This window comes from Rathayibacter sp. CAU 1779 (genome assembly GCF_054551755.1).
The window spans coordinates 26,475-50,851 of the sequence record NZ_JBTOLK010000001.1 but is presented as its reverse complement, the minus strand read 5'-3'; the positions used below and the strand labels follow the sequence as shown (position 1 = coordinate 50,851).

Sequence of the window (24,377 nt, the reverse complement as noted above, 5' to 3'; positions counted from 1 at the left end):
GACGCGAGGAGTTCCCATGCAGACGGTGATCCAGTACACCCGCCTCGGCGGCCCTGAGGTTCTCGAGGTGGCCGAGAAGCCCGATCCGGTGCCGGGTGAGGGGAAGGTGCTGATCGAGTCGAGGGCCATCGGCGTGAATCCGATCGACTGGAAGCTGCGGCGCGGCATCCGTCCGTCGGCGCCGATCGAGACGCCACGGCGGCTGGGATCCGACGTCTCGGGCGTGATCTCCGCGCTGGGACCCGGCGTGTCCGACTGGACGGTGGGAGACGAGGTCGTCGTGCGGGGAGCGTCGGGGGCGTACGCGAGCGAGGTCGTGGCATCCGAGGGCAAGCTCGTGCGCAAGCCCGCCGACGTGTCGTTCGAGGATGCCGCGGCCGTCGGCGTCCCGGCGGGCACCGCCTATCAAGTGGTCGTCTCGCTCGGCCCGGGCGAGGGCGACGTGCTGCTCATCCACGGCGCGTCGGGCGCTGTCGGACAGGCCGCGGTGCAGTTCGCCCGAGCCCGCGGCGTCACGGTCGTCGGCACGGCGAGCGCACACAACCTGGACCGCCTCCGTGAGCTCGGCGCCCTCGCACTCGAGTACGGGGACGGCCTGGTGGAACGCGTGCGTGCCGCGGTTCCGCAGGGCGTGGACTACGTGCTCGACATGGCCGGAACGGATGCCGCACTGCAGGCCTCCTTCGACCTGGTCGCCGATCGCTCCCACATCGGAACCATCGTTGTGGGGTTCAAAGCGGCGGAACTGGGGATCAAGGCGTGGTCCGGCGGAAGCCCGGTGCCGCTCACCCCTGAGGAGGAGGCGCTGCGGGCCGAGGGTGTCGAGGTGGCGCTCGCCGGTCTCGCGGACGGCACGTTCCAGGTCGAGATCGGCGCGACCTATCCGCTGACGCAGGCAGCCGAGGCGCACCGCGTGGGCGAAGCCGGCGAGGTGCGCGGCAAGATCATCCTCATCCCGTAGACGTAGCCAGAGCAGCTGGTTCGCTCGGAAGGCTCGCGTGTGTCGCCGGACTCAGCGGCTCGTCGCGCTACCGCTCGGGCGAGTCGCCGTGCGTCTCGTCGTGGTCGTCCGTGGGATGCAGCGCCCCGCCTTCGCCTTCCCAGCGGTTCTCCTGCTTGCGCTGCGCCGGTGTGACCGGCTTTTTCCGCGACGGCCAGTGCAGCACGGAACGCATTCGATCTGTGAATCCCCCCATGAGGCGACTCTACGAGGGTGCGCGATGGATGTCAGTCCGTGTGGGTCTTCTGTTCCGCGAGGTTCTCCCAGTCGTGCTGGAAGATGGCGTCGAAGTATGCGGCGACGCGCGTGCTGTCGATGATCACGCCGGCGTCGCGGTTCTGCAGCGTGCCGGCCGTCGACCAGTTCTGACTGCTGACGAGCGTGCGAGCACCGTCGACCACGATGCCCTTGTTGTGCACGTTGTTCTGCAGCTTCACGTTGTCGACCACGTCGAGTCCGAGCTCCTGCAGCTGCTCGAGGTAACCGGCCGTCTCGAACTGGCTCATGATGATCCGCACGTCGACGCCCGCCTTCTGGCGCTCGACGACGGCCTCGATGAGGTCACGGAAGGCGGCGTTCGCGTCCGTCGCGGTCGATGGCGGCTCGATGTACTGGAACTGCAGGTGGAGGGATGCCGTCGCCGACGCGATCAGCGCACGTACGGCATCCGCATACACCCCGGGGTCCGGTGTGAGCACCGGCGTGATGGACACCTGCTCGCGTAGCGTCTCGGATGCCGTGAACGTGCGGAACGGCGGCGTCTCGGCAAGCGGCTGTAGCAGGAGCATCGAGTCCGCGGCCCCGACGCCGTTCGCGCCCGTGCCGCCGGCGGCGCCCGACAGGTCGACCTGGTGCTGTTCGGCGACGTCATGGTCGTTCTTCAGGTACGCCTCGAACACCTTCGCGAGCTCGGCGTCATGGATCACCACGTGCCAGTCGCGGTCGCGCGACCTGGCCTGCGCGGCATCCGACGGGTCGTTCACCGGGTCGATGTCGGGCTGGTTCGAGTTGTTCCAGTTGCCGCTGGAGAGCCAGACGGCGCTCGAATCCCGCACCGCGACCTTGATGTGGTACGCCGACGGAAAGATCCAGGCCGCCGCGTGCGGATCCGCGCGTTCCAGCGCCCACGCCTGGTCGAAGCGCGATCCGAGCGCCTTCTGCAGCGCGGCGATCGTCTGGTCGTCGGTCTGATCCGCCGTCGGATTCTTGGCCGGGCGGTCGAGCACGAACGTCACGGTCGTGCCGGCTGCCGCGCTCTCGAAGTCGCTCAGCACGTGAGCCGACGTGAAATCGTAGAGGCCGACCGTGAGCGACCTCGTCGTCCCGTGCAGGAACTTCTTCAGCACGGGCCAGCCGGAGTCGGGGCTCGCGCTGAGCTCGAGTTCGATGACGCCGGAGACAGGAGCCAGCGTCACGCCGGTCGGTGCGGTGTACGGCAGCTGCGGCTTGGCCGGCTTCGCCGCTGCCTGATCCGGATGCGTCGCCACCGTCGCGGCACCCGCCCCGGTCGGCGTGGCCGCACCCAGCACCAGTGCGTGATCCTCCGCGGGTCCGGATGACACGCCCGCCCGCTCCAGCACCTCCGGCGTGATCACCCGTTCGTCCGCGAACACGGGCACGGCGCCCGAGTCGGGAGCGATGCCGAGCACGGCACGGATGGCCTCCGGCCGCGCGAGCGCCGCCAGTTGCGCGGCCTTCGCCGGCGACGCGATGCGCAGGTCGACGGGCACGCCGTCGACCTCGGCGGGAAGGGTCGGTTCGGTCCCCGCGGCCACCGTGACCACGATCGCGCGCTCGCTCGTGATCCAGCCGTCGCGCAGCAGGAATCCGGGGCGCACGCCCAGCACACCTGGCGCAGCGAACGCGTTCAGTCGCTCGTCGATGATCCGCTGAACGTCGTACTGCGTGGCCATCGCATCCTCCGTCGCATCCACTGTCGCATCCGCCTGTCGCATCGATCGCGGTCGAGCTGTCGCGCGGACCGCCGTCGAGCGTGTCCTCGACTCTCGACCTGCCGACACCCGCCGGCGTCGCCGCGTGGGCATCACGGTATCGCCGGTCGATGTCATCCGGGTGAACGGTGGGCGTGACGGTGAGACCGGGTGCCTGGGCCTGGCCCCTTCACCCGGCGGGGGTGACGGCATCCGGGGGTCCGAAGCGCATGCTGGGTAGGTCATCGCACAGCGAGAGGAACGACATGAGCGATTTGGAATACGGGCCGGTCGAATTCGTGCTCGTCGGATTCTCCGGCGAGGCGCCGGATCCGGGTGTCGTCGAGGCGATCCGCGAGCTCATCCACGACGGCGCAGTTCGTGTCATCGACGCGATCCTCGTGAGCAAGAGCGTCGCCGGCGACGTGGAGACGGTCGAGGTGGAGGATGCCTCGGATGCCTACGGCCTGGAGGACGCGGAACTCGACCTCTCCGGTCTGGCCGCCGACGAGGACATCGCGTACTTCGCCGAGGCGTTGGAGCCGGGCGCGAGCGCCGAACTGCTGGTCGTCGAGCTCCTCTGGGCGAAGAAGCTCGCGTCTCGTCTCGCCGCCTCAGGTGGCGCAGTCCTGGCCAGCGAGCGCATCCCGGCACCCATCGTGAACGAGGTCGTGTCGCTGGCTCGCGCCGAGTGATCGCGCCGTCTTCTCGTCGAAAAGGATCGGAGTAACAGAAAATGCCATTCGTTCGCCGAATCGGACGCCCGGGCCTTGTCGGCCTCGCCGCCCGTACCGCCGTCGTCGCAGGGACCGCCACCGCAGTCAGCGGCGGCATGATGGCCCACCAGCAGCGCAAGGCCGAGTCCGAGTACGAGCAGCAGCAGTACGAGGCCCAGCAGCAACAGGCGCAGATGGAAGCCGCTGCGCAGCAAGCCGTCGCACAGCAGCAGCCGGCACCGGCAGCGCCCGCCGCCGGCGACGTCACCAGCGAGCTTCAGCGTCTCGCGACACTGCACCAGCAGGGCGTGCTCACCGACGAGGAGTTCGCGGCAGCGAAGCAGAAGCTCCTTGGCATTTGAATCGGCAACCGTTATGTAGCGGTTGTCGCCGCGACGCCGGCGCCGGCGGCCGTCTCGGCCGCCGGGATTCAGACAGCTCAGAACAGGTCGGGGCTCGGGGCACCCGCGTGGCGGATGGTGACGTCCGCGTGGCGGTCGAATCGATATCCGATGCCGCGCACAGTGCGCACGATGTCCTCGTAGGTGCCGAGCTTGGAGCGCAGACGTCGCACGTGCACGTCGATGGTGCGCTCGTTCGGCACCTCATCGTCGCCGGCCTCCCACAGCGAGGCGATGAGCTCGCTGCGGTCGATGGTGCGTCCCTCGCGAAGCACGAGGTACTGCAGCAGCTCGAACTCCTTGTAGGTGAGGGCGACGTTCTCGTTGTCGAGCAGGAGGCGCTTGCGCGAGATGTCGACGACGACGCCGGTGGCGCGATCCTGCGACGGATCGGCGGTCTGACGGTTCTTGGCGATCGCGGCGGGATCCTGGAGCGCAAGGCGCACCACGTCGATGTCGCGGCCCCCGGCGGCCTCGGGCGCGAGCGCGACGGCGGCGTACGTCTCGGATCCGGGTGCGATCTCGGCAGCGAGGCGCTTGAGCGCCTCGACCACGTGTCCGAGATCCGTTCCCGCGGCTCCTGCCTTGTCCTCGTCGAAGCCGACGTAGAGCGCGAATCCGCGGGCACGGGTGCCGTTCGGAACGGCGCGGATGCGCACCGACGCGGAAGCATCCTGCGCAGGCGCGGTGGTCGCGGGACGTGCGGCGCGCTGCTGCACGGGCAGCGGCTGCACGGGCTGCGGGTTCGCGGGATCCACACGACGCGGGTGGGCGGTGCGGGTGGGCACCACCGTCGTCTGTGCGACGGGGGTGACGGCGGGGGAGGCTGTGGTGCGCACCGCCACAGGGCGGGCGGCGATGGCGGTGGTGTCGGTCAGCGGGGTGACGGTGGCAAGAGACATGGGAATCGAGTCCTCGAGATGATGATGCGGGGAACCTGCAGTTGCTGCCGGAGAGAGCTGGTCCGGTGGAGCGGGTTCGGTACTGTTTCGGGCCGTTGAATCGGCCGGTGCGGAAGCCTGCGAGGATCGCGAGCGAGGCTTCGCGGGAGTGTCATCGAGCGGATCGAGTCTGCGTGGCGCAGATCCTGTTCCTGCTTGGCCGGTTGTGTCGCGATGCACGAAGTGGTCTCTCCGTGATCTGCGATGCAACTCGGTCGACGACGGCTCGGCGGATGGTCGTCAGATCAGCGACACATTCGACAGCACATGACGGCAGCGCGGCCGGGCATCATCATGCCGGCGTGCCCAAGGGCCTCGAAGGAGGTCAGGGTGCGCGTGGGTGCAGTCATGTGTGCAAGTAAAGCGGATGCTCGAGTCTCTGTCAAACACGAAACTCGCGTTGCGACGGCGGTCGATCCTTCGGAAGACGCGGTCATCCCGTCCTCCGAAGCGGTGTGGGCATGCACCGGATCTGCTCGTCGGAGCACGGTCGGCAAGCCGCCGATGCGCTGCTGCGGATTTGTTGATTTTCAGGGTCGCCGTGCCGCTAAACTGGCGCAACCGCGCGCCTTGTCGTGAGTCGCGCGAAGCGCCCCCAGCACCACTCGAGCTTCACCCGCACCCCCGAGCCACCCCGAACGCTCGTCGAGATTCCGACCCTCGGCACGCGCCGCTTCCCTGCACCCTCAGGGCTTCGCGCGCCCTTTTTCGACAGCTCCCGGAGGCCTCGATGCCGCTGTGACGCAGAAGTCGAGTATAACTCACCTTTGGGCGCAAGCAACCCTGTATCTGGAGAGCCACAGCGAATGAATCTGAAGAGAATCGGGGCGGTGATCGGCGCGGCAGCTCTGCTGGCAGCAGGCGCAGTGGTCGGCATCGCCGCGCCCGCGAGCGCGCACACCGGCGCAGTGGCGGGAACCGCCCAGTGTCAGAACGACGGCACGTACACGGTCACCTGGACCTACACCCAGACCCAGACACCGGATGGCGACCATGCCGACGTCAAGGTGATCGCGCACACGCCTGAGCCGAGCACCCTGTACGCGGCGGGGGTGGGGGTCTCCGGGCCCGTGGACGGACAGTTGTGGCTGAACGCCGTCGACGCTCACCGGAAATCGGGTGGGCAGTCCGGCATCCCGACACGAACGGGCAACTGGACCACGACCTTCACCCAGGCGGGTATCAAGGGGAGCGCGAAGGCCGCTGAGGTCACCGTGCAGACCGACTGGCAGCGCTGGCGCAGCGTCGACAATGGCGGCACGGTCCAGCTCGGCGGCGACTGTGTCGTCGCGCCCGGCCACGATGCGGTCGCGCAGGCGACGGTGACCCCGCCGACATGCACCAGCACGTCCACGGTGCAGTTCGCCATCGAGAACGCCTCGTGGGATTCGGACTCGTACTCCACAGCGGTTGGAACGCACTCGCGTGCGGCGACGGCAACCGACGGCCACCTGTTCTCGAACGGGAAGAACACGACGACGGTGACCTATGAGGTGCAAGACGAGCTGAAGGGTGGCAACTGCACGCCCACCAGCTACCAGACGGTCGTCTGGCAGATGCCCACGAAGCCGGCGGACAGCAACTCGGCGACCTGGCCGCAGACGTTCGTGAGCGCCACCCCCGAGACGACCGAGACGCTCGACGTTCCCGTGCCCGACACCTGCGGCACGTACTACCAGGTGGATAGCTACATCGACAACGCGACGACGCAGGCTCTGCTCGCGGCGGCGAAGAACGGCACGAACCTCACGTCACCGGGCCATCCGGCGGAGTCCCTTTCTCCCGGCGGCCTCAACACGGCGTGGAAGTTCGTGATCAACCCCGACTGCAAGCAGGTGGTGGAGCCCCACGTCACGTACACCGACAACGTCTGTGGCAATGGCACATCGAATGCCACGCTCACCCTTCCTGCCGTCGAAGGCGTCGTCTGGCACGTGAACAACCCGGCGACCGATCAGGCACCCGGCACGTATCCGATGAACGCCGGCGGTCCGAACGTGATCACCGCCACGGCGGCGGCGGGATATTCGTTGGCGCAGCCGTTCGAGCAGGATGTGTCGTTCAGCCCGATCAAGACGAACCAGAGCACGAACCCGCAGGCCGAGTGCTACGTGCCGCCGACGATCACGGCGTGCGACACCCAGCTTCCGGTGATCCTGGCATCGAATCTGGACAACGCCGGCTGGGACTACACGGTCCGGTCCGCCGGTCACTACGACTACACGCCGACGACGCTGAAGGTGTGGACGGATGACGCCTCCGGTAACGCCCTCGTGGCGGGGACCCACACGGTGGACATCCCGCTGCAGGACGCCGGTTCGCCCGCGATCGACCTCACGAACGTGAGCGGCGTCGCGCCCGGCCTCAGGCTCGGCATCCACCTGAACGGCGAGGGCACTTCCGACGGAGACCTCGTGTATCAGGGAGCGGGTCAGTGGGCAACGGACGCCCATGACTTCGGCGTCGCGGCAGGCTCCGGCTTCGCGAGCCTCGGCACGCTGCAGGACTACCTGGCGAAGAACCCGAAGGCCACGATCGTGAGCGTCGGCTTCCAGCTCGGCGCGGACGAGAAGGGCTCGGCCGAGATCGTCTCGATCACCGTCGGATGCCAGACCTTCACGTTCGACTCCAAGCCGACCGCTGTCGGGGCCGCGGCCACGACGGATGCGTCGAACGGGCTCGCTGACACCGGCTCGAACCTCGTGTTCCCGCTCGTGGGCGGAGGCGCCATCATCGTGCTCGGCGGCGCGGTGCTCGCCTTCGCACTGATCCGCCGTCGCCGCACCGCAGGCGAGCAATAGCCACACCGCAATGAAGGAGGGGCCCGTCCGGGCGGACGGGCCCCTCCTTCATTGCACGTGACTTACACCAGTCCGTAGAGCCGATCGCCGGCGTCGCCGAGGCCGGGGATGATGTATCCGTGCTCGTTGAGTCGCTCGTCGACCGCTCCGACGACGAGCGTCACATTGCGGCCCTCGGTGAGGCGCTCGACGGCCTCGAGGCCCTCGGGGGCGGCGAGGATGCAGATGGCCGTGACATCCACGGCTCCGCGCTTGAACAGGAACTCGATCGCAGCGCTCAGCGATCCGCCGGTGGCGAGCATCGGGTCGAGCACGAAGCACTGACGGTTGGAGAGATCCTCAGGGAGCCGCTCGGCATACGTCGTGGGTTGCAGCGTCTCCTCGTTGCGCACCATCCCGAGGAAACCGACCTCGGCAGAGGGGACGAGCTTCACCATGCCCTCGAGCATGCCGAGTCCGGCGCGCAGGATCGGCACGACGAGGGGCTTCGGATCCGCCAGCGTCACGCCGGTCGTCGGCGCCACCGGAGTCTGGATGTCGATCGGCTCGACGCGCACCGAGCGGGTCGCTTCGTAGGCGAGCAGCGTCACGAGCTCCTCGACCAACGCACGGAAGGTCACGGCGGGCGTCTCGCGGTTGCGGAGCACCGTCAATTTGTGGGTGACGAGGGGGTGGTCGGCAACGTGCACTCGCATAGGCTCAACCCTAGGCTGTGCCCGGCGGATTGCCGACGGCCGTCTCGATTCGTTCGCTCGGCGCACGGATCCAGCAGCACGACCGAAGGGAAGCAGTGCCCACCATCGACCAGCCGGGATGGATGCATCGGGCCATCGCCGACGCCCGTCTCGCCCTCGCGACGGGCGACGTGCCGGTGGCCGCGATCGTGCTCGACCGGGATGGCACGGTACTGGGCGCGGGCCGCAACGAGCGCGAGGCCCGGCAGGATCCGACGGCTCACGCCGAGATCCTGGCGCTCCGGGCAGCATCCGAGACGACACGTGATTGGCATCTGACGGATGCCACGCTCGTCGTCACGCTCGAGCCGTGCGTGATGTGCGCCGGCGCCATCCTGTCGGCTCGCGTGCCCACCGTCGTCTTCGGCGCGTGGGACGAGAAGGCCGGTGCCGCCGGCAGTGTGTACGACGTGCTGCGCGACCGTCGCCTGAACCATCGAGTCGAGGTGTACGGCGGTGTTGAAGCGGATGCCTGTGCCGCCCTCCTCGAGGAATTCTTCGAGTCGCGCCGCTGAACTCCTCCGGCGAGCTCGGTGCGGGTCCGATGAGAGCGCTGAGCGTTCGACGAGCTCGTTGAACGAGGGAAGCGAGTCGACGTGCGACCCTCCGCCCCCGGATCGGATCAGGCGTCGAGCTTCTGCCGCTCCGCCGCCCGTGCGGGCTTCTTGCTCGCGACGGCGAACACCGTGCGCGGCGGAGCGTCGATGGCGAGGTCGACGAGTGCTTCCGCCAGATCGGCGCGGTTCATCGTGAACAGGCCGCGCACGTTGAGGCCCTCGCGAGACACGTATCCGCTGGGCGCGCCGTCGCGGAGCATGGGCGGGCGCACGATGATCCAGTCCGCATCCGACGCCTGAAGCAGAGCCTCCGCGTTCCTGGTGTCCGCGAACGACTTGCGGAGGAAGAGGCCGAGCAGCGGCTTGACGATCGTGCGCGTGAACCAGCCGTCGCCATCCGTCGTGATCCCGGCAGCGGAGATCATCACGAGACGGCGGCGTCCGGTGCGGTCCATCGCGACGAGATCGGTGCGGATGCCGTCGGCCAGCACCTGCTCGCCGCTAGACGGGCCGTGCCCGAGGGCGCTGATCACGGCATCCGCGTCCGCGATTCCACTCGCGATGCCGTCGATGTCGTCCGCGGATGCTGTCACCACGCGGACTCGCGCCGCGAGGTCGCCCAACTTCTCGGGGGAGCGCACGACGGCTGTCACTTCGTGGCCCCTGGCCAGCAGGGATTCCGTGACGAGGCGGCCGGTGCGGCCGTTGGCTCCGATGACGGCGATGCGCATCTGCGGTCTCCTTCATGGTCGTGGGGTCGGATCGACCCGAGGCGAATGGACCTGGTTCGAATCGCGTGCTGTCGGCGCGCGTGAATCCGGTCGCTCCCGACACGAGGCTCGATCGTGGGTGAGTAAATGTTTACTCACCATGCCTGAGTGTAAGGTGAGTGAACACTCACCTGTCAAGGGTTTCGCGGTCGAAGGGGCGGACATGGCCGAGAACGGGCACGAGACGCGTGGTCCGCGCGACCGGATCCTCGATGCCGCTGCCGCGGTTCTCACCGAGAAGGGCATCGGCGCCGCGACGACGAAGGAGATCGCACGGGCGGCCGGCTACTCGGAGGCCATGCTCTACAAGTACTTCGATGACAAGTCCCGACTGTTCGTCGCGGTGCTCGAGGAACGGCTGCCATCGTTCCGGGCGGCGATCGAGGACGACGAGGTGAACGTGCGCCGCGCGCTGGAACGGCTGGTGGCTGCCATGATGCGCTTCTACGTCGCGTCGTTCCCGATCTCGGTCTCCGTCTTCAGCACGCCTGACCTGCTTGCCGCGCAGCGTCGGATGGCCGACGCGACGGGCGCAGGGCCCGCGGCCCCGCAGCGATCCGTGCGGGCCTACCTCGAGCGGCAGCAAGCGGCGGGACGACTGCCGGCCGAGCTCGACACCGACGCCGTGGCCACGCTTCTCACGGGCGCAGCATTGCACACCGCGTTTCTCGCGGTCTTCGACGGACGTGACTCCGTCAAGCGTCCGCGCGCGACGGCGCGCGCCCTCGTCGCGGCAGTGCTGCCGGCCGACGTGAAGTGACAACCACTGTTCGTCACTGCGTGCCCCGCGATCGCGCCGGCCTTGCGCGACTGCGCCACCTTTTCTGGCGCGGTACCCAATACCGGGCGCGGTACCGATACCTGGCGAGAACCCTGGGAACGTCCGCCGAGTTCGGGAGGCTTGGCCTCAGTCCTCGCCCTTGATCACGATCGTCTCCGTCGGCGGGGCCGGCTGGTCGTCGTGGAATACATCCGGCTCCAGGTAGATGACGCCGGACACGGGTACGGCATCGCGGATGCGCGCCTCGATCGCGTCGATCGAGGCGGCGACATCGCGGAGTGTGCGTGATGCCGGTTGAGCGATCTTGGCCGCGACCATGAGCTCGTCCGGTCCGAGGTACAGGGTCTTCAAGTGGATCACCCGGTCGGTCTCGCCGCCGGAAAGGATCGCGTTCTGGATGGCCGCGACATCCGCTTCACTCGCCCCTTCGCCCACGAGCAGGCTCTTGGTCTCCATGCCGAGCACAACGGCCACGACCACGAGAAGAGCGCCGATGAACACGGTGCCGATGCCGTCCCAGACGCCGTTGCCGGTGAGGATCGCGAGGCCGACGCCGATCAGCGCGAACGTGAGGCCGGTGAGCGCAGCGACGTCCTCGAGCAGCACGATCGGCAGCTCCGGTGCCTTCGCGCGGCGCACGAACGCGAACCACGACCGTGTGGTCTTGTGCGGGCGCGACTCGCGGATGGCCGTGCGCAGCGAGAAGCTCTCAAGGCAGATCGAGATGACCAGCACGAGCAGCGGCAGCCACCACACCTCGATCGGATGTGGATGCGTGATCTTCTCGATGCCCTCGTAGATGGAGAACACGCCACCGACGGAGAACAGGATGATCGACACCACGAACGCATACACGAACCGCTCGCGGCCGTATCCGAACGGATGCTCGGTGTCGGCCCGTCGCTTCGCTCGCCGTCCGCCGATCATCAGCAGCACCTGGTTGCAGGAGTCGGCGAGCGAATGGACGCCCTCGGCGAGCATGGACGAGGATCCGGAGAACGCCCACGCGATGAACTTCGTGAGTGCGATGCCGAGGTTCGCGGCGAATGCCGCGAGGATCGCCTTGGTGCTGCCTTCGGCGTGATCCGGAATGTCCGCGTCCTGTGCCGCCGCCGTACGATCCGCCTCGCTCATGCGCTCAATCCTATTGACGCGCTGGAGCCTGACCCACCGGTTGAGCCGGGGAGCGAAGCCGGCCGGCCACTTGCTGGTTGAGCTTGTCGAAACCAGCTCTGTCGTCGTCGACTCCAGCCCTATCGCATGCTGGGCTCGTTTCGACGAGCGTGAGCAGCCGGCCGACCCTCAACCAGTTGGGCGACCGAACCCTAGGCTTGAGCCCATGAGCGAGAACGTCGTCGAACTGCCGAAGATCGCGATCCTGGGCGCGGGATCCATGGGCCGAGCCATCCTCAGCGGACTGCTGCAGCCGGGGGTCCGCGTCGATGGCGACATCGTGGTGACCAACAGGAGCACGGCGCGCGCCGCGTCCCTCGAGCACAAGGACGGCGTGCAGGCGCTGGCCACCGAGGAGGATTCGGAGGCGAACCGCAAGGCCGTCGCCGGCGCCGGCATCGTGCTCGTCGCGGTGAAGCCGGCCATGGTGCCCGACCTCCTCGCCGAGATCGCCGACGCCATCGAGCCGGACGCGATCGTCGTGAGCGTGGCGGCGGGCGTGACCGTCGCGCGCTTCGAGGAGTTGCTGCCGGCATCCGTCGCCGTGGTCAGGTCGATGCCCAACACCCCGGCCATCGTCGGCAGGGCTGTCACCGGTGTCAGCGCCGGCACCCGATCGACGCCGGACCAGGTCGCGACCGTGCGCGCGCTGTTCGAGACGGTCGGAACCGTGGTGGAGGTGCCGGAGTCGCAGCTGGATGCGCTCAGCACCATCTCGGGCTCGGGTCCCGCCTACGTCTACCTGCTCATCGAGCAGCTCACCGCGACGGCGATCGACAAGGGGTTCACTCCGGAGCAGGCGGCCGAGCTCGTGAACGGCACGTTCATCGGTGCTGCGCACCTGCTGGAGGCGTCGGATGCGACACCGACCGAGCTGCGCATCCAGGTGACCAGCCCGAAGGGCACGACCGAGCGCGCCGTCGCTGTGCTGCAGGAGGCCGACCTGAAGGCGGTCTTCGACCGGGCGACGGATGCCGCGCTCGCCAGGGCGCGCGAACTCGCTGCCGGCTGAGTCGGCGCAGTCTCGGTTGCGTCGGCGCAGTCTCGGTTGCGTCGGCGCAGTCTCGGTTGCGTCGACGCGACTCGGTTGCGTCGAAGCAGACTCGGTTGCGTCGACGCGACTCGGTTGCGTCGAAGCAGACTCGGTTGCGTCGAAGCAGACTCGGTTGCGTCGTGCTGTCCGGCTCTCAGCGCGTTCCGTCGTGCCTTGCGGCTGTCAGCGCGTTCCTTTCGTGCTGCCACGCTGTCGGCATGTTCCTTCTTCAGGCGCACGAGCGATCGGAGCGCATATCGCGTGCCGATCGCTCGTGCGCCTGAAGACGGCACGGCGACGCGCTCGAAGGCGGCACGGCGACACGCTCGAAGAGGGCACAGCGACACGCTCGAAGGCGGCCGTGTGCGAGAACCGGGCGCGATCCTGCAGGGCAGCGTTCACTGCAGGGCTGCATTCACTCCAGGGCCGCGAACCGCTCCACGTCCGAGCTGGCTCCGGACACGATGATGAGGTCGTGGTCGCTGACCACCGTGTCCGGGGTGGCGTACGTGAACGGCTGGCCGGGCGTCTTCACGCCGACGACGGTGATGTCGTACTTGCGTCGCACCTGGGATTCGGTCAGCGAAACGCCCCTGATGACCTTCGGCGGATACATCTTCACGAGCACGAAGTCGTCGTCGAATTCGATGAAGTCGAGCATCCGTCCCGCCAGCAGGTGCGCGATCCGCTCGCCGGCCTCGGCTTCCGGATAGATCACGTGGTTGGCGCCGATGCGCTGCAGGATCGTGCCGTGCGACTTCGAGATGGCCTTGGCCCAGATCTGCGGGATGCCGAGGTCGACGAGATTCGCGGTGATGAGAACGGATGCCTCCACCGACGATCCGACCGCGACCACGGCTATCGAGAAGTCCTGGGCGCCGATCTGGCGCAGGGCGTCGATGGAGCGGGCGTCCGCCTGGACGGTGTGCGTGATGCGCTCCGACCACTTCTGCACGAGGTTCTGATCCGTGTCGACGGCGAGCACTTCGCGGTCGAGCCGGTCGAGCTGCCCGGCGGTGGCGGCCCCGAACCGGCCGAGGCCGATGACGAGTACTGGTGCGTCGTGCCTGATGCGATCAGCCAACGATCGGCCTTTCTTCCGGATGCTGGTAGTACTGTCCGCGCTGCGATTGCGCGAGCGCTGCGGCGAGGGTCACTGTACCCACGCGGCCGAGGAACATCGTGATGGCGAGCACGTAGACGGCGGCCGTCGGCGCGTGCTGCGTCAGCCCGGTGGAGAGCCCGCACGTCGCGAACGCGCTGATCACGTCGAACAGCGCGTGATCCAGCGAGTCCTTCGTGATCGCGAGCACGGTCACGGTTGAGACGGCGACGATCGTCGCTCCCCAGAGCACCACGCTGACGGCAACGCGCAGCACGTCCGTCGGGATGCGACGCCGGAACGCCTCCATCGAGTCGACGCCTCGCGCCTCGGCGAGCGCGGCGAGGAAGAGCACCGCGAGCGTCGTCACCTTGATGCCGCCGGCCGTCGACGCGGATCCGCCACCCACGAACATGAGCATGTCGGTGACCATGAGTGACGACGTGTGCAGGTGGTCGATGCCGACGACCGAGAACCCACCCGAGCGTGCCATCACCGACATGAAGAGGGATTGGAAGGCAGCGTCGCCTGGGCCGCCCGGACCGAGAGTGCGCGGGTTCCCTGCCTCGAGGGCGAAGTAGAGCACCCAGCCCGCAACGAGCAGCAGCGCGAACGTGACGATGGTCAGCTTGACGTGCAGGGTCCAGAAGCGACGTCGAACACGACGACGGAGGTTCTGCGCGATCGCGTAGATTACCGGGAATCCGATGGCTCCCGCGACGACGCCCACCATCAACGCCGTGAGGAACACGTCATCGGTGGCGAAGGGGGCGAGCCCCGCCTCGTTCGGGGTGAATCCGGTGTTCGTGAACGCCATGGCCGAGTAGTAGAGGGAGTTCAGGGAGCTGTCGTACAGGCTGAAGCCGTGGGCGAGCATCCGCGGGAAGAGCACGCAGGCGACGACGAGCTCGATGAGCACGGCGCTGAGCGCCACCGTGCGCAGCAGGCTGCCGATCTCGCCCAGACGGATCGCCTGACCCTCGGCGACCGGGCCGGCATGCACGCGCAGAGGGTTGCTGTCGCTGGCGGCGATCAGCTTGGCGCGCAGCCCGAGCTTGCGTGAGATGACCATGCCCAGGATGGATGCCAATGTCAGCACGCCGATGCCGCCGATCTGCACGCCGACGTAGATGATCACGTGTCCGAAGGCCGACCAGTGCGACGCCATGTCTACCGTCGACAGTCCCGTCACGCAGATGACGGAGACCGCCGTGAAGAACGCGTCGGCGAGAGGCGTGCCCGTGCTTCGGGCGGCCGAGAACGGAAGCGACAGCAGCAGTGTGAACAGCAGGATCAGTGTCGCGAACACGATGAGCGCGAAGCGAGACGGGCTCGATCCGGCGAATTCGTTCACCCTCAGCTGCACGCGTCCCCACCACGTGGAGGGTATGAGGTGCCGCGACGCCTGTGCCGTATCGCGCATCGGCCGCCCTCCTCGCGAACTGCTCGCGGTCGATGGTACCTCTGCCATTGCGGCCGCCCGGGTCGTGCACCGCGTGCCGCGCGCGGCATGCATCTCGGTGACGGATGCCGCTGCGGGCATGGTGCCACCGGCATCCGACCAGTAGCCTGGGGTGATGCCGGACATCTTTGACATCGTCGCGGATGCCACACGGCGCGACATTCTGCGTGTGCTCCTCGATGCCTCAGAGGACACGGACGACGGAGAGATCAGCGTCTCCCAGATCGTCGGGGAACTGGAGCTCAGCCAGCCGACCGTGTCGAAGCACCTCAAGGTGCTGCGCGAGGCGGGCCTCGTCTCCGTGCGGGAAGAGGGTCAGCACCGCTACTACCGCATCGACGTCACGCCGCTCGAGGAGATCGAGGACTGGCTCATGCCGTTCGTCAGCGGCGAGTTCGACATCTCCGACATCGACGTGAGCGCCGTCGTGGCGGGACTGAAGGACGAGACCAAGGAGTTCGCGGAACAGGTGGGCAAGGTGTTCGCCGACACCAGCCATCGGGTCTCGAACGTGGTCGGTCGCGTGCGCCCGAAGCGCAAGCGCTAGCCGTGCTTCTGCCGGATGGTAGACTAGGCGATCGTGCTGCCGTGTGCCGCGCAGCATCCCGAAATACTTTGTGAGGTCTTTGTGGGTTCGGTTATCAAGAAGCGCCGCAAGCGCATGGCGAAGAAGAAGCACCGCAAGCTGCTTCGCAAGACTCGCCACCAGCGTCGCAACAAGAAGTAGCACGAACGAGCGCCGGGCACGCCCGGCGCTTTTTCGCGCCTCAGCGCCGGGTTCCGACCCGGCGCTTTTGCGTGTGCCCGTGGTCGCTGGCGCGCCCGCGACCGCACGATTCACAAGCAGTGACGATGCGGATCCCGTCCTAGGCTGGACGCCGTGCCCGACGTGCAGCTCACCCTCATCGGCAAGCCAGGATGCCACCTCTGCGACGACGCGCGAGAGGCGATCCGTCAGGTGATCGAGGCGCTTCCGGATCCGTCCCGCGTCGGTATCGGGGAACGCTCGATCCTCGACGAGCCGGAGCTGTTCGACCGCTATGCGGAGGAGATCCCTGTCGTGCTCATCGACGGCCGCCAGCACACCTACTGGCGCGTGGACAAGGAGCGGCTCACCGCCGCCATCACGAAGAACCTGGAGGAACGATGACCCTTCGTCACGTGGTGACCTGGAAGGTCGCAGGCGACACCGAGCAGGAACGGGACGCGATCAAGTCCGAATTCCGCGACCGGCTGCTGTCGCTTCCGCCCCAGATCGACGTGATCCGGTCGTTCGAGGTCGGGCTCAACGACGCCGGTGCTGCCGACAACTTCGACGTCGTGCTGGTCTCGGAGTTCGCCGACGAGGATGCCCTCCAGCAGTACATCCAGCATCCCGTTCACCAGGAAGTCGTCCGGTTCGTACGCGCGAACACGATCGGTCGCGCCGGAGTCGACTACACGCTCTGAACCTGCGCGTCGAGGGGCTTGCTCAGCGGCTCAGCTGGCGCAGCGGAATCCGATGTGCGTGGTCGAGGAGTCCTCGGTCTCGGGTGAGCGGGCGGCCGGCCGGTAGCGCAGGCAGTACTCCGGTGCGCACAGGTGCGATCCGCCCTTGAGCGTGCGGCGCGGGACACCGGTTCCGGGCTCCGCGCTGGCCTCCTTACGGGCATCCTCCTCGGCGGATGCTGCGGCCAGACTCCGCGTCGACTCCGGTTGGGCGGCCGCCTGGGGGCGCATCGAGCCGCTCGGCCCGCACGCGCATTCGGCGTCGTGGGCGGCATCCGTCGTCGGGTGGTCGTGCTCGTGACCGCCGTGGTCGTGGTCGTGCTCGTGACCGCCGTGGTCGTGGCCGTGCTCGTGACCGCCGTGGTCGTGGCCGTCGCCGTGCCCGTGGTGGGCGTCGTGGCCGCCATCACAGTGCCCGTGGGCGCCGTGAGCGTCGCTCACGTCCGTGAGGCCAAGGGATCGCGACGCCGCGACGTTGTGCCGCGGCGAGTAGTACGTGGACGTCCACTCCCAGACGTTCCCGATCATGTCGACGAGTCCGTAGCCGTTCGCGGGGAACGTGCCGACCGGCGACGTGCCGACCCAGCCGTCCGCGCCGGTGTTGAGGTACGGGAAGCGGCCCTGCCAGCTGTTGGCCATGAGCCGTCCGTCCGGCTTCGGGTCGTCGCCCCACGCGTAGGTCAGGCCGTCAGGGCCGCCGCCGCGGGCGGCGAACTCCCACTCCTCCTCCGTGGGCAGACGCTTGCCGGCCCACGCGGCGTACGCGAGGGCATCCTCGTACGCGACCTGAACGACCGGATGCTCCTCCCGGCCTTCGACCGACGACGATGCCCCGAACGGATGACGCCAACTCGCTCCAGCACCCCATGCCCACCACTGCCGCCAGTCGCCGAGGTTCACCGGGCCGCGGCTCGGCGTGAAGACGAGGCCGCCCGGCACGAGGTCGGCGGGATCCGCGCCAGGGAAGTCGGCCGGATCCAGCGGACGCTCGGCAACCGTGACGTAGCCGGTGTCGGCGACGAACTCGGCGAACTGGGCGTTGGTCACCGGATGACGGTCGAGCTCGAACTCCTCGACGTGCACACGGTGCACGGGTCCCTCGTCCGCGTAGAAGCGGTCGGAGCCCATCAGGTAGTCGCCAGCGGGGATGAGCATCAGGTCGGTCGGCGTCGGCATGCGTCGATGCTAGCCAGCGGACACGAAGGGCGGGTTGCCCGAAGGGGTGAGACGCGACATCCGGCCACCGTGGGCGGGTCGTAGGTCGTCCCTATGCTGGTGCCATGATCCCGGATGCCGCACCCAGCCCCTCGAGTGGCGGCATCCGTTCCCTCGTCCGCACGCTGTGTTCCGCCGGATCCGGGACTGTCCGCACGTCGCGCACCACCGCATGAGCGCACCCGAGCCCGACGCGGAACAGACTCCTGCACCGCAGCTGCCGCCCTGGCTGCGCCGGCCCCGCACGCCGCTCGGATGGATCGGGCTGGCGGTGACGGTCGCCGTGGCATCCGTCGTGATGCTTGCACTGGGGCTGGCCGCGGCAGCGGTCGCGATCGTCGCGTGGGCTGTGCGCGGACTCCTCTGGATCGTGATGACCGTCGCGGACCTCGCGTGGTACCTGCTGCGCGGACTGCGAGCTCGGCCGTATCCGTTCGCGTTGCGCCCTCCGTTCGGCGCAGCCGCACGCGCGACGGTCGTGAACGACGCCTGGGTGTCCACGCTGCCGAGGACGATCGGACTCGCGGCTCGGACGGCAGGATTCCTGTTCGCGCCCCTCGCCCTTCTGGCGTCGCTCGTCGGGATCTTTCAGCCACGTCTGCGTGCGCGTCCCTACATCGCCGTGTTCAACGTGCCGTCGCTGGAGACCAAGCTCGTCGGGCTCGGCCGCAACCTCGGCTACTTCGACGACGGCCGCGCGGTCTCCGTGATGCCGTACGACCAGTTCCTGCACGAGACGTTCCCCCAGCGCGCCGACTTCCTGGTGTGGTGGCGGGACGAGAGCGATTCGGGTCCGTTCCGTCCCGCCGAGGCCAAATGGAGCACGCCCCGGCACTTCTCGGGGCTCACCCTCGGCCCGTTCCCCGATGTGCTCGGGCTGCCTGGGCTGGCGCTGACGGCCATGCGACGCACCCGGATCGGCGGCCTGCGCGAGCTCTTCATCTCGCAGCGCGAGATCGACGACCTCGGCGATCCGGATCTCGACGACCGCGCGGACGTGGCCGTGATCCGCATCGTGCGGGTGGACGACGTGATCGACGCCGCAGGTGCCTCGCAGGGCGCGTCGTCCGCGACCCGCGGTGAGGGCGAAGACCAGGCCGTGCCGTCAGACCTGCCGGGCGGTGCTGCGCCCGAATCGGGTGGGACGGATGCGCGCGCCGGCGTGCGCTGGATCGTGCAGCTTCCGAGCACCCAGACGTGGCATCCGCGGGCCGGTCGAGCTCCGAACGACCTCACGGCGGACTTCGTCGCGCTGTCGATGCACGAGACGACGCTCACACGTGCGGCGGTGCAGGCGATGCGGCAGGCAGGCATCCGCTCCGGTGAACCGGTGCTCGTGGCGGGATTCAGCCTCGGCGGCATGGTCGCGACACAGATCGCGGATCTCGCCGAGCGCGAGCACTTCACCGTGACACACCTGGTGACGGCGGGATCGCCGATCGGCCGCTACCGGCTGCCGCGCACGGTCAAGGTGCTGTCGCTGGAACACATCCTCGACACCGTGCCGCGGCTCGAGGCGCGGGAGAACCCGATCGTCGTGCCGCGGGACGGGGTCGTGCACCGATCCGGACCGGATGCCGGCGAATGGATCACCGTGAAAGCCGGTCCGCCCCTGCCGCGCGGCTATCGCATCGCGGCGACGCACCACTCGCCGAGCTACGCCGAGACCGCTGGATCCATCGAGACAGAGCCTCCCGCGCGGGTCGTCGCGGACTATGTTGACGACATCCGCCCGTTCTTCTCCGGCGCCCAGCAGATCTCGGACTTTGCCGCACGCCGGATCGGATTCGACGTGCCGCGGCCGGCGGTCCCCGTCTACTTTCACTCGACCGTCGATGACGGCGTGACACGAGACGAGCTGAGGATCACGCTTCGGCGCGTCCCCGGCGTGATCGCCGTGGACATCTACCAGTCGCGCACGGGCTTTCCGACTGCCATCCTGTGGAGCGCGGACGTGCTCGTGCGCAGCCTCCGGCCGTGGTTCCAGGAGGTGGGACGGGCATCCGTGTACCGCGGACTGCTCACGCTGCTCGCCAGGGAACGCGGGATCGGCCTCCACCTGCGCCTGCAGGCCAAGCGCACGCCAGGCGTGACGTGGGAGGGGACACTGCAGCGGATGGCGGACGGCCGGTGGCGCGAGCGAGTCGACGTGAGCTTCGACTCGGATGCGGCGCGCGAGGAGTGGGGACCGCTGCTGCTTCCCGGCGGATGGGCGTCGAAGGTGACGTACTACGACGCGGACGCCTTCGCCTGACGCACCGAGCCGCGCTACGGCTTGAGGCGCGTCGGCCCGCGGAACAGGTAGGTCACCTCGCGGATCGACTGCTCGCCGAGCAGCTGCATCATGACGCGCGCGAGGCCCATGCCGAAGCCTCCGTGCGGCGCGATCCCATAGCGGAAGAAGTCGAGATAGGACTCGAGGCCCTCGAGCTCGAGCCCCTTCTTGACGGCCTGGGCCTCGAGCACGTCGAGCCGGTGCTCGCGCTGAGCGCCGGTGGTGATCTCGACGCCGCCCATGATGAGGTCGTAGCTCCTCGTCAGCCCGGTCTCCTCGTCGACCATGTGGTAGAACGGCCGGATCGACAGCGGATAGTCGGTGAGGAACACGAAGTCGTTGCCGTACGTCTCCTTGACGTAGGCGGCGATCTGGCGCTCGCCCTCCGGGTCCATGTCGCCGTCTTCGCGCGGCACGGTGTAGCCACGCTGCTTTACGATCTCGAGGGCTTCGCCGAGCGGGATGCGCGGGAACGGCACCGCCGGCACCTCGACATCGATGTCGAACAGTGCCTTGATCTCCTCGCCGTGCTTGTCCTTGACAGCCGCGATGCCGGCCACGAGCAACTGCTCCTGCATGGCCATGACGTCTTCATGCGAGTCGATCCAGCTCAGCTCCGCATCGACACTGGTGTACTCGGTGGCGTGCCGCGACGTGAACGACGGGTCGGCACGGAACACGGGCGTGATGGCGAACACTTTGCCGAAACCGGCGGCCTGCGCCATCTGCTTGAAGTGCTGCGGGCTCTGCGCCAGGTAGGCGGTGCCCATGTCGAAGTAGTCGAGCTGGAACAGCTCGGCGCGCGACTCCGACGGCGTCGCCATGAAGGTCGGGGTGTGCACCTCCACGTAGCCGTTGTCGATCCACCACGTACGCCACGCGTGCTCGAGCGTGGTCTGAATGCGGAAGATGAGGTTGTTCTTCGGCTGACGAAGGTCGATGAAGCGGTAGTCGAGACGCTTGTCGAGCGCGGAATCCGCAGCGATCGGCAGTTCGGGATGTGCGTACGTCTCGACCGTGAGCGACTCGATCTTCACCTCGATGCCGCCGAGCTTCACACGCTCGTCGTGCTTGAGCTCGCCGGTCACGGTGATGAACGAGCCGAGGGTGAGCGAGGAGATCGTCTCGGCCACGTCATCCGTCACGCTCACACCGACGGGCACGTCACCGGATGTCTCCACCACCTCGGTCGAGGGTGCCGCCGCGCGCGGGTGAACGAGCTGCACATCACCCGACTCGTCACGCAGGATGACGAACTGCACCTTCTTCTGATCCCGCACGGTCTCGACCCATCCGGAAACGGTGACGGGGCCGTCGGGAAGGGCGGCGAGGTTCTTGACGAGGATGCGGGAAGTCACCAGAAGATTCTACGGGCATCCATCGCACCCCCACCCGGAATGGGGAGTCCTCCCCATCCCGCGCCGACGGTCCGAGGCGCTAGATTCGCGATCACGGCGCGGAGCCCAGGGGGGAGGCTCCGCGCGCGTCACATCGTCGGATCCGTGTTCGCAGGGGAGTGGCATCCGCATCCGCCGCAGAGTCGCATCCGCTTACCTGGCAGAGTCGCATCCGCCCACCTGGTGGGGCCACACTCGGTCGTGCCGCAGTCGCTCCGCGCCCCCGCCAGCGCCTTCAGCGAATTCACCGACGTCCGATCCGTAAACTTGGGTTCCGTGGCAGCTTCCCAGGTGCATCTCGTCCGTCACGGCGAGGTGCACAATCCCGATCGCATCCTCTATGGCAGGATGCCGGGCTTCCACCTCTCCGGCCTCGGGCGCAGCATGGCGCAGACCGCAGCCGACGATCTCGTCGCTCGTCGCCGTCCCGTCGCCGCGGTGATCGCCTCCCCGCTGCAGCGCACCCAGGAGTCCGCCGCACCGATCGCGGCGATCTACAGCCGCACCATCGACACGGACGCTCGCCTCATCGAACCGGCGAACCACTTCGAGGGCAAGGTCATGTCCGACGCGCTGCGCAATCCGCTCAACTGGCCGTGGCTGATCAACCCGCTCCGGCCCAGCTGGGGCGAGTCCTACCGGTCCATCGAGGAGCGGATGCTCGCAGCCATCCACGCCGCCTTCGATCGCGTCGAGCGCATCCCGGTCTCGTCCGGAGAGCCCGATGTCGCCACCGATCTCGGTGCCGACGCCGTGCTGGTCAGCCATCAGCTGCCCATCTGGATCACCCACCTGTCCGTCGCGGGCGAGCGCTTCGTGCACGATCCCCGCACCCGCCGCTGCACGCTCTCCAGCATCACCACGTTCGAGCGCCGTCGCGGTGAGCTCGTCGAGGTCGGCTACGCCGATCCTGCGTTCGCCCTTGCGGTGGCGTCGACGGATGTGGGTGCGGTGTGAACGTTCGAACGAACGGTGCTCGAGCACGTCGCATCCTTTCGGTGGCCGCTGCGATGCTCGCCGTTGGTGCGGCACTCGCCGGATGCAGCAACGATGCCCTCGCCAAGCAGTACACGTCGGGCGACGACAAGAACTACATCGCCGGCAGCGGCGTCACCGAGGTGAAGGCGGCGGATCGCGGCGCCCCCGTCGACTTCTCGGGCACGACGGCGAGCGGCGGCACGTTCTCCTCGAAGTCCGAGATGGGCGACGTTCTCGTCGTGAACTTCTGGTGGGCGGCGTGCGCGCCATGCCGCGCCGAGGCATCCGATCTCACGAAGATCTCGGCGGAGTACAAGTCGAAGGGCGTGCAGTTCGTCGGCGTGAACACCCGGGACTCCGCAACGACCGCGCAATCGTTCGACGCGCAGTTCAAGGTGGACTACCCCTCGATCATCGATGCGGACACCGGGGCCGTTCAGCTCGCGTTCAGCGGATCCATGCGTCCGAACGCCACGCCGACGACCTTCGTGATCGATAAGAAGGGTCGCATCGCCGCTCGCATCGACGGCAACATCGACTCGCAACCGTCCACGCTGACGACGTTGATCGACTCCGCGCTGGCCGAAGGCAACTGATGGGCATCGAGAACTTCATCGTGTCTGCACCCCTGCTGCTGACGGTGCCCGTTGCGCTGCTGGCAGGCTTCATCTCGTTCGCATCGCCCTGCATCCTGCCGCTCGTGCCGGGATACCTCGCCTACATCGGCGGTTTCACGGGTGAAACGGCCGCGGCGGCGACGGTCGCCGGTGCCGCGGGCGGCCGAGCCACCGGCACGACGACCAAGACGGCGGTCGACCACACCGGCCGCAACCGGCTCGTGCTCGGCGTGACGCTGTTCGTTCTCGGCTTCGCCGCCGTGTTCGTGCTCACCGGATTCGTGTTCGGCGCGCTCGGCTTCTGGATGATCCCGTTGCGCGATCTCATCACGCGGATCGCCGGTGTCGTGCTGATCTTGCTCGGACTCGTGTTCGTCGGTCAGTTCACGTTCCTGCAGCGTACGTTCAAGCCGCAGTGGCGTCCGATCACGGGCCTCGCAGGCGCGCCGTTGCTCGGCATCATCTTCGCGATCGGCTGGAGCCCGTGCACCGGACCGACGCTGGTTGCCATCACGAGCATGAGCTACTCGAGCGGATCCGCGTGGCAGGGCGCCGTGCTCGCCCTCTTCTACGCGCTCGGCCTCGGCGTGCCCTTCGTGCTCATCGCGCTCGGGCTGGGCTGGGCGTCCGGAGCCGTCGGGTTCCTGCGCCGGCACATCCGGGTCATCAACATCATCGGCGGTGCGCTGCTCATCGCCATCGGCATCCTCATGGTCACCGGGGTCTGGAACCAGTGGATCAGCGCGCTGGGGGCGGTGATCCCGAGCTTTGGAACAGCACTCTGACACCGGAACGCTGCCGGACGCGGAGCGCGACACCGCCGAGGGAGGGACGCGCGGCGGCGCCGAAGCGAAGGGCACGACATCCGCTGATGGCATCAAGAATGCGGCTCGCGCAGAGCGCGCCAAGGACAAGCGCGCACAGGCGCGGCGAGACAGCCGACCATCCGGCCACGTCGACACCCCGGATGCCGACGACCTGACCCAGCCGAAGCTCGGCTTCGTC

The 24,377-nt window shown here is 68.1% G+C and carries 25 protein-coding genes; 15 read left to right on the top strand and 10 right to left on the bottom strand.

Features of this window, described 5'->3' with window-relative positions:
- Positions 1 to 16: 16 nt before the first annotated feature.
- A complete protein-coding gene (locus ACX9R5_RS00250) occupies positions 17 to 961 on the top strand; it encodes a quinone oxidoreductase family protein (RefSeq protein ID WP_459407001.1) in 945 nt (314 codons plus the stop codon).
- 67 nt (positions 962 to 1,028) lie between these two features.
- Here ACX9R5_RS00250 and ACX9R5_RS00245 read toward each other — a convergent pair whose 3' ends face one another.
- Both ACX9R5_RS00245 and ACX9R5_RS00240 read right to left on the bottom strand, forming a co-directional pair.
- Positions 1,029 to 1,196: a hypothetical protein gene (locus ACX9R5_RS00245; protein WP_459407000.1), complete on the bottom strand. Its 168-nt coding sequence runs from the start codon at positions 1,194 to 1,196 to the stop codon at positions 1,029 to 1,031.
- A gap of 31 nt (positions 1,197 to 1,227) precedes the next feature.
- Positions 1,228 to 2,913, bottom strand: coding sequence for a phospholipase D-like domain-containing protein (locus ACX9R5_RS00240; RefSeq protein WP_459406999.1), 1,686 nt, complete (start codon positions 2,911 to 2,913; stop codon positions 1,228 to 1,230).
- 284 nt (positions 2,914 to 3,197) lie between these two features.
- On the opposite strand from ACX9R5_RS00240, the gene ACX9R5_RS00235 reads away from it, so the two are divergent.
- Both ACX9R5_RS00235 and ACX9R5_RS00230 read left to right on the top strand, forming a co-directional pair.
- Complete coding sequence (locus ACX9R5_RS00235; protein WP_459406998.1) at positions 3,198 to 3,626, top strand: DUF6325 family protein; 429 nt, start codon at positions 3,198 to 3,200, stop codon at positions 3,624 to 3,626.
- Positions 3,627 to 3,667: 41 nt separating this feature from the next.
- Positions 3,668 to 4,009: an SHOCT domain-containing protein gene (locus ACX9R5_RS00230; protein ID WP_459406997.1), complete on the top strand. Its 342-nt coding sequence runs from the start codon at positions 3,668 to 3,670 to the stop codon at positions 4,007 to 4,009.
- A gap of 77 nt (positions 4,010 to 4,086) precedes the next feature.
- On the opposite strand, the gene ACX9R5_RS00225 is transcribed toward ACX9R5_RS00230, so the two are convergent.
- Complete coding sequence (locus ACX9R5_RS00225; protein WP_459406996.1) at positions 4,087 to 4,950, bottom strand: winged helix-turn-helix domain-containing protein; 864 nt, start codon at positions 4,948 to 4,950, stop codon at positions 4,087 to 4,089.
- A gap of 845 nt (positions 4,951 to 5,795) precedes the next feature.
- Here ACX9R5_RS00225 and ACX9R5_RS00220 point away from each other — a divergent pair.
- Complete coding sequence (locus ACX9R5_RS00220; RefSeq protein ID WP_459406995.1) at positions 5,796 to 7,790, top strand: hypothetical protein; 1,995 nt, start codon at positions 5,796 to 5,798, stop codon at positions 7,788 to 7,790.
- Between the two features lie 62 nt (positions 7,791 to 7,852).
- Here ACX9R5_RS00220 and upp read toward each other — a convergent pair whose 3' ends face one another.
- Positions 7,853 to 8,485: a uracil phosphoribosyltransferase gene (gene upp, locus ACX9R5_RS00215; protein ID WP_459406994.1), complete on the bottom strand. Its 633-nt coding sequence runs from the start codon at positions 8,483 to 8,485 to the stop codon at positions 7,853 to 7,855.
- A 95-nt stretch (positions 8,486 to 8,580) separates the two neighbouring features.
- Between upp and tadA the strand changes: the two genes are divergently transcribed.
- Positions 8,581 to 9,039 (top strand): tRNA adenosine(34) deaminase TadA, encoded by a 459-nt coding sequence (gene tadA, locus ACX9R5_RS00210; RefSeq protein WP_459406993.1) that lies wholly within the window; start codon positions 8,581 to 8,583, stop codon positions 9,037 to 9,039.
- Between the two features lie 107 nt (positions 9,040 to 9,146).
- Here the strand turns inward: tadA and ACX9R5_RS00205 are convergent, their stop codons facing one another.
- Entirely contained in the window at positions 9,147 to 9,812 is a 666-nt protein-coding gene (locus ACX9R5_RS00205) for an NAD(P)-dependent oxidoreductase (RefSeq protein ID WP_459406992.1), read from the bottom strand.
- A gap of 202 nt (positions 9,813 to 10,014) precedes the next feature.
- On the opposite strand from ACX9R5_RS00205, the gene ACX9R5_RS00200 reads away from it, so the two are divergent.
- Positions 10,015 to 10,611 (top strand): TetR/AcrR family transcriptional regulator, encoded by a 597-nt coding sequence (locus ACX9R5_RS00200; protein WP_459406991.1) that lies wholly within the window; start codon positions 10,015 to 10,017, stop codon positions 10,609 to 10,611.
- 147 nt (positions 10,612 to 10,758) lie between these two features.
- On the opposite strand, the gene ACX9R5_RS00195 is transcribed toward ACX9R5_RS00200, so the two are convergent.
- Positions 10,759 to 11,766, bottom strand: coding sequence for a cation diffusion facilitator family transporter (locus ACX9R5_RS00195; protein ID WP_459406990.1), 1,008 nt, complete (start codon positions 11,764 to 11,766; stop codon positions 10,759 to 10,761).
- Positions 11,767 to 11,971: 205 nt separating this feature from the next.
- On the opposite strand from ACX9R5_RS00195, the gene proC reads away from it, so the two are divergent.
- Complete coding sequence (proC, locus tag ACX9R5_RS00190) at positions 11,972 to 12,817, top strand: pyrroline-5-carboxylate reductase (protein ID WP_459406989.1); 846 nt, start codon at positions 11,972 to 11,974, stop codon at positions 12,815 to 12,817.
- Positions 12,818 to 13,253: 436 nt separating this feature from the next.
- On the opposite strand, the gene ACX9R5_RS00185 is transcribed toward proC, so the two are convergent.
- Positions 13,254 to 13,922, bottom strand: coding sequence for a potassium channel family protein (locus ACX9R5_RS00185; protein WP_459406988.1), 669 nt, complete (start codon positions 13,920 to 13,922; stop codon positions 13,254 to 13,256).
- Complete coding sequence (locus tag ACX9R5_RS00180; RefSeq protein ID WP_459406987.1) at positions 13,915 to 15,363, bottom strand: TrkH family potassium uptake protein; 1,449 nt, start codon at positions 15,361 to 15,363, stop codon at positions 13,915 to 13,917. Before ACX9R5_RS00180 ends, ACX9R5_RS00185 begins: the two co-directional genes overlap by 8 nt.
- 154 nt (positions 15,364 to 15,517) lie before the next feature.
- Here ACX9R5_RS00180 and ACX9R5_RS00175 point away from each other — a divergent pair, with 154 nt between their 5' ends.
- The 4 genes from ACX9R5_RS00175 (at position 15,518) to ACX9R5_RS00160 (ending at position 16,851) form a co-directional block, all read left to right on the top strand.
- Positions 15,518 to 15,949 carry an ArsR/SmtB family transcription factor gene (locus tag ACX9R5_RS00175; RefSeq protein ID WP_459406986.1) on the top strand — a complete coding sequence of 144 codons (432 nt, stop codon included), beginning with the start codon at positions 15,518 to 15,520 and terminating at the stop codon, positions 15,947 to 15,949.
- Between the two features lie 81 nt (positions 15,950 to 16,030).
- Positions 16,031 to 16,129: a 30S ribosomal protein bS22 gene (locus ACX9R5_RS00170; RefSeq protein WP_003792170.1), complete on the top strand. Its 99-nt coding sequence runs from the start codon at positions 16,031 to 16,033 to the stop codon at positions 16,127 to 16,129.
- A 153-nt stretch (positions 16,130 to 16,282) separates the two neighbouring features.
- Positions 16,283 to 16,552: a glutaredoxin family protein gene (locus ACX9R5_RS00165; protein WP_459406985.1), complete on the top strand. Its 270-nt coding sequence runs from the start codon at positions 16,283 to 16,285 to the stop codon at positions 16,550 to 16,552.
- Complete coding sequence (locus tag ACX9R5_RS00160; RefSeq protein ID WP_459406984.1) at positions 16,549 to 16,851, top strand: Dabb family protein; 303 nt, start codon at positions 16,549 to 16,551, stop codon at positions 16,849 to 16,851. The genes ACX9R5_RS00165 and ACX9R5_RS00160 overlap by 4 nt, the downstream gene beginning before the upstream one ends.
- Positions 16,852 to 16,881: 30 nt before the next feature.
- On the opposite strand, the gene ACX9R5_RS00155 is transcribed toward ACX9R5_RS00160, so the two are convergent.
- Entirely contained in the window at positions 16,882 to 18,066 is a 1,185-nt protein-coding gene (locus ACX9R5_RS00155; protein WP_459406983.1) for a formylglycine-generating enzyme family protein, read from the bottom strand.
- 211 nt (positions 18,067 to 18,277) lie between these two features.
- Here ACX9R5_RS00155 and ACX9R5_RS00150 point away from each other — a divergent pair, with 211 nt between their 5' ends.
- A complete protein-coding gene (locus tag ACX9R5_RS00150; protein ID WP_459406982.1) occupies positions 18,278 to 20,359 on the top strand; it encodes a hypothetical protein in 2,082 nt (693 codons plus the stop codon).
- Positions 20,360 to 20,373: 14 nt separating this feature from the next.
- Here ACX9R5_RS00150 and aspS read toward each other — a convergent pair whose 3' ends face one another.
- Positions 20,374 to 21,738 carry an aspartate--tRNA(Asn) ligase gene (aspS, locus tag ACX9R5_RS00145; RefSeq protein WP_459406981.1) on the bottom strand — a complete coding sequence of 455 codons (1,365 nt, stop codon included), beginning with the start codon at positions 21,736 to 21,738 and terminating at the stop codon, positions 20,374 to 20,376.
- 315 nt (positions 21,739 to 22,053) lie between these two features.
- On the opposite strand from aspS, the gene ACX9R5_RS00140 reads away from it, so the two are divergent.
- From ACX9R5_RS00140 to ACX9R5_RS00130, 3 genes are read left to right on the top strand one after another with little or no spacing between them, the layout of a single operon-like run.
- On the top strand, positions 22,054 to 22,734 hold the full coding sequence (locus tag ACX9R5_RS00140; protein ID WP_459406980.1) for a histidine phosphatase family protein: 681 nt from the start codon (positions 22,054 to 22,056) through the stop codon (positions 22,732 to 22,734).
- A gap of 41 nt (positions 22,735 to 22,775) precedes the next feature.
- Positions 22,776 to 23,351 (top strand): TlpA family protein disulfide reductase, encoded by a 576-nt coding sequence (locus tag ACX9R5_RS00135; RefSeq protein ID WP_459406979.1) that lies wholly within the window; start codon positions 22,776 to 22,778, stop codon positions 23,349 to 23,351.
- A complete protein-coding gene (locus tag ACX9R5_RS00130) occupies positions 23,351 to 24,157 on the top strand; it encodes a cytochrome c biogenesis CcdA family protein (RefSeq protein ID WP_459406978.1) in 807 nt (268 codons plus the stop codon). Before ACX9R5_RS00135 ends, ACX9R5_RS00130 begins: the two co-directional genes overlap by 1 nt.
- Positions 24,158 to 24,377: the final 220 nt, after the last annotated feature.

What these genes read in the sequence shown, in the direction of transcription:
- ACX9R5_RS00230 (WP_459406997.1), top strand. Translation starts at nt 3,668, where the DNA reads ATGCCATTCGTTCGCCGAATCGGACGCCCGGGCCTTGTCGGCCTCGCC.
- ACX9R5_RS00205 (WP_459406992.1), bottom strand. Translation starts at nt 9,812, where the DNA reads ATGCGCATCGCCGTCATCGGAGCCAACGGCCGCACCGGCCGCCTCGTC.
- ACX9R5_RS00180 (WP_459406987.1), bottom strand. Translation starts at nt 15,363, where the DNA reads ATGCGCGATACGGCACAGGCGTCGCGGCACCTCATACCCTCCACGTGG.
- ACX9R5_RS00155 (WP_459406983.1), bottom strand. Translation starts at nt 18,066, where the DNA reads ATGCCGACGCCGACCGACCTGATGCTCATCCCCGCTGGCGACTACCTG.
- ACX9R5_RS00200 (WP_459406991.1), top strand. Translation starts at nt 10,015, where the DNA reads ATGGCCGAGAACGGGCACGAGACGCGTGGTCCGCGCGACCGGATCCTC.
- ACX9R5_RS00250 (WP_459407001.1), top strand. Translation starts at nt 17, where the DNA reads ATGCAGACGGTGATCCAGTACACCCGCCTCGGCGGCCCTGAGGTTCTC.
- ACX9R5_RS00235 (WP_459406998.1), top strand. Translation starts at nt 3,198, where the DNA reads ATGAGCGATTTGGAATACGGGCCGGTCGAATTCGTGCTCGTCGGATTC.
- ACX9R5_RS00245 (WP_459407000.1), bottom strand. Translation starts at nt 1,196, where the DNA reads ATGGGGGGATTCACAGATCGAATGCGTTCCGTGCTGCACTGGCCGTCG.
- ACX9R5_RS00220 (WP_459406995.1), top strand. Translation starts at nt 5,796, where the DNA reads ATGAATCTGAAGAGAATCGGGGCGGTGATCGGCGCGGCAGCTCTGCTG.
- proC (WP_459406989.1), top strand. Translation starts at nt 11,972, where the DNA reads ATGAGCGAGAACGTCGTCGAACTGCCGAAGATCGCGATCCTGGGCGCG.
- ACX9R5_RS00150 (WP_459406982.1), top strand. Translation starts at nt 18,278, where the DNA reads ATGAGCGCACCCGAGCCCGACGCGGAACAGACTCCTGCACCGCAGCTG.
- ACX9R5_RS00160 (WP_459406984.1), top strand. Translation starts at nt 16,549, where the DNA reads ATGACCCTTCGTCACGTGGTGACCTGGAAGGTCGCAGGCGACACCGAG.
- ACX9R5_RS00240 (WP_459406999.1), bottom strand. Translation starts at nt 2,913, where the DNA reads ATGGCCACGCAGTACGACGTTCAGCGGATCATCGACGAGCGACTGAAC.
- ACX9R5_RS00175 (WP_459406986.1), top strand. Translation starts at nt 15,518, where the DNA reads ATGCCGGACATCTTTGACATCGTCGCGGATGCCACACGGCGCGACATT.
- ACX9R5_RS00195 (WP_459406990.1), bottom strand. Translation starts at nt 11,766, where the DNA reads ATGAGCGAGGCGGATCGTACGGCGGCGGCACAGGACGCGGACATTCCG.
- upp (WP_459406994.1), bottom strand. Translation starts at nt 8,485, where the DNA reads ATGCGAGTGCACGTTGCCGACCACCCCCTCGTCACCCACAAATTGACG.
- ACX9R5_RS00225 (WP_459406996.1), bottom strand. Translation starts at nt 4,950, where the DNA reads ATGTCTCTTGCCACCGTCACCCCGCTGACCGACACCACCGCCATCGCC.
- ACX9R5_RS00130 (WP_459406978.1), top strand. Translation starts at nt 23,351, where the DNA reads ATGGGCATCGAGAACTTCATCGTGTCTGCACCCCTGCTGCTGACGGTG.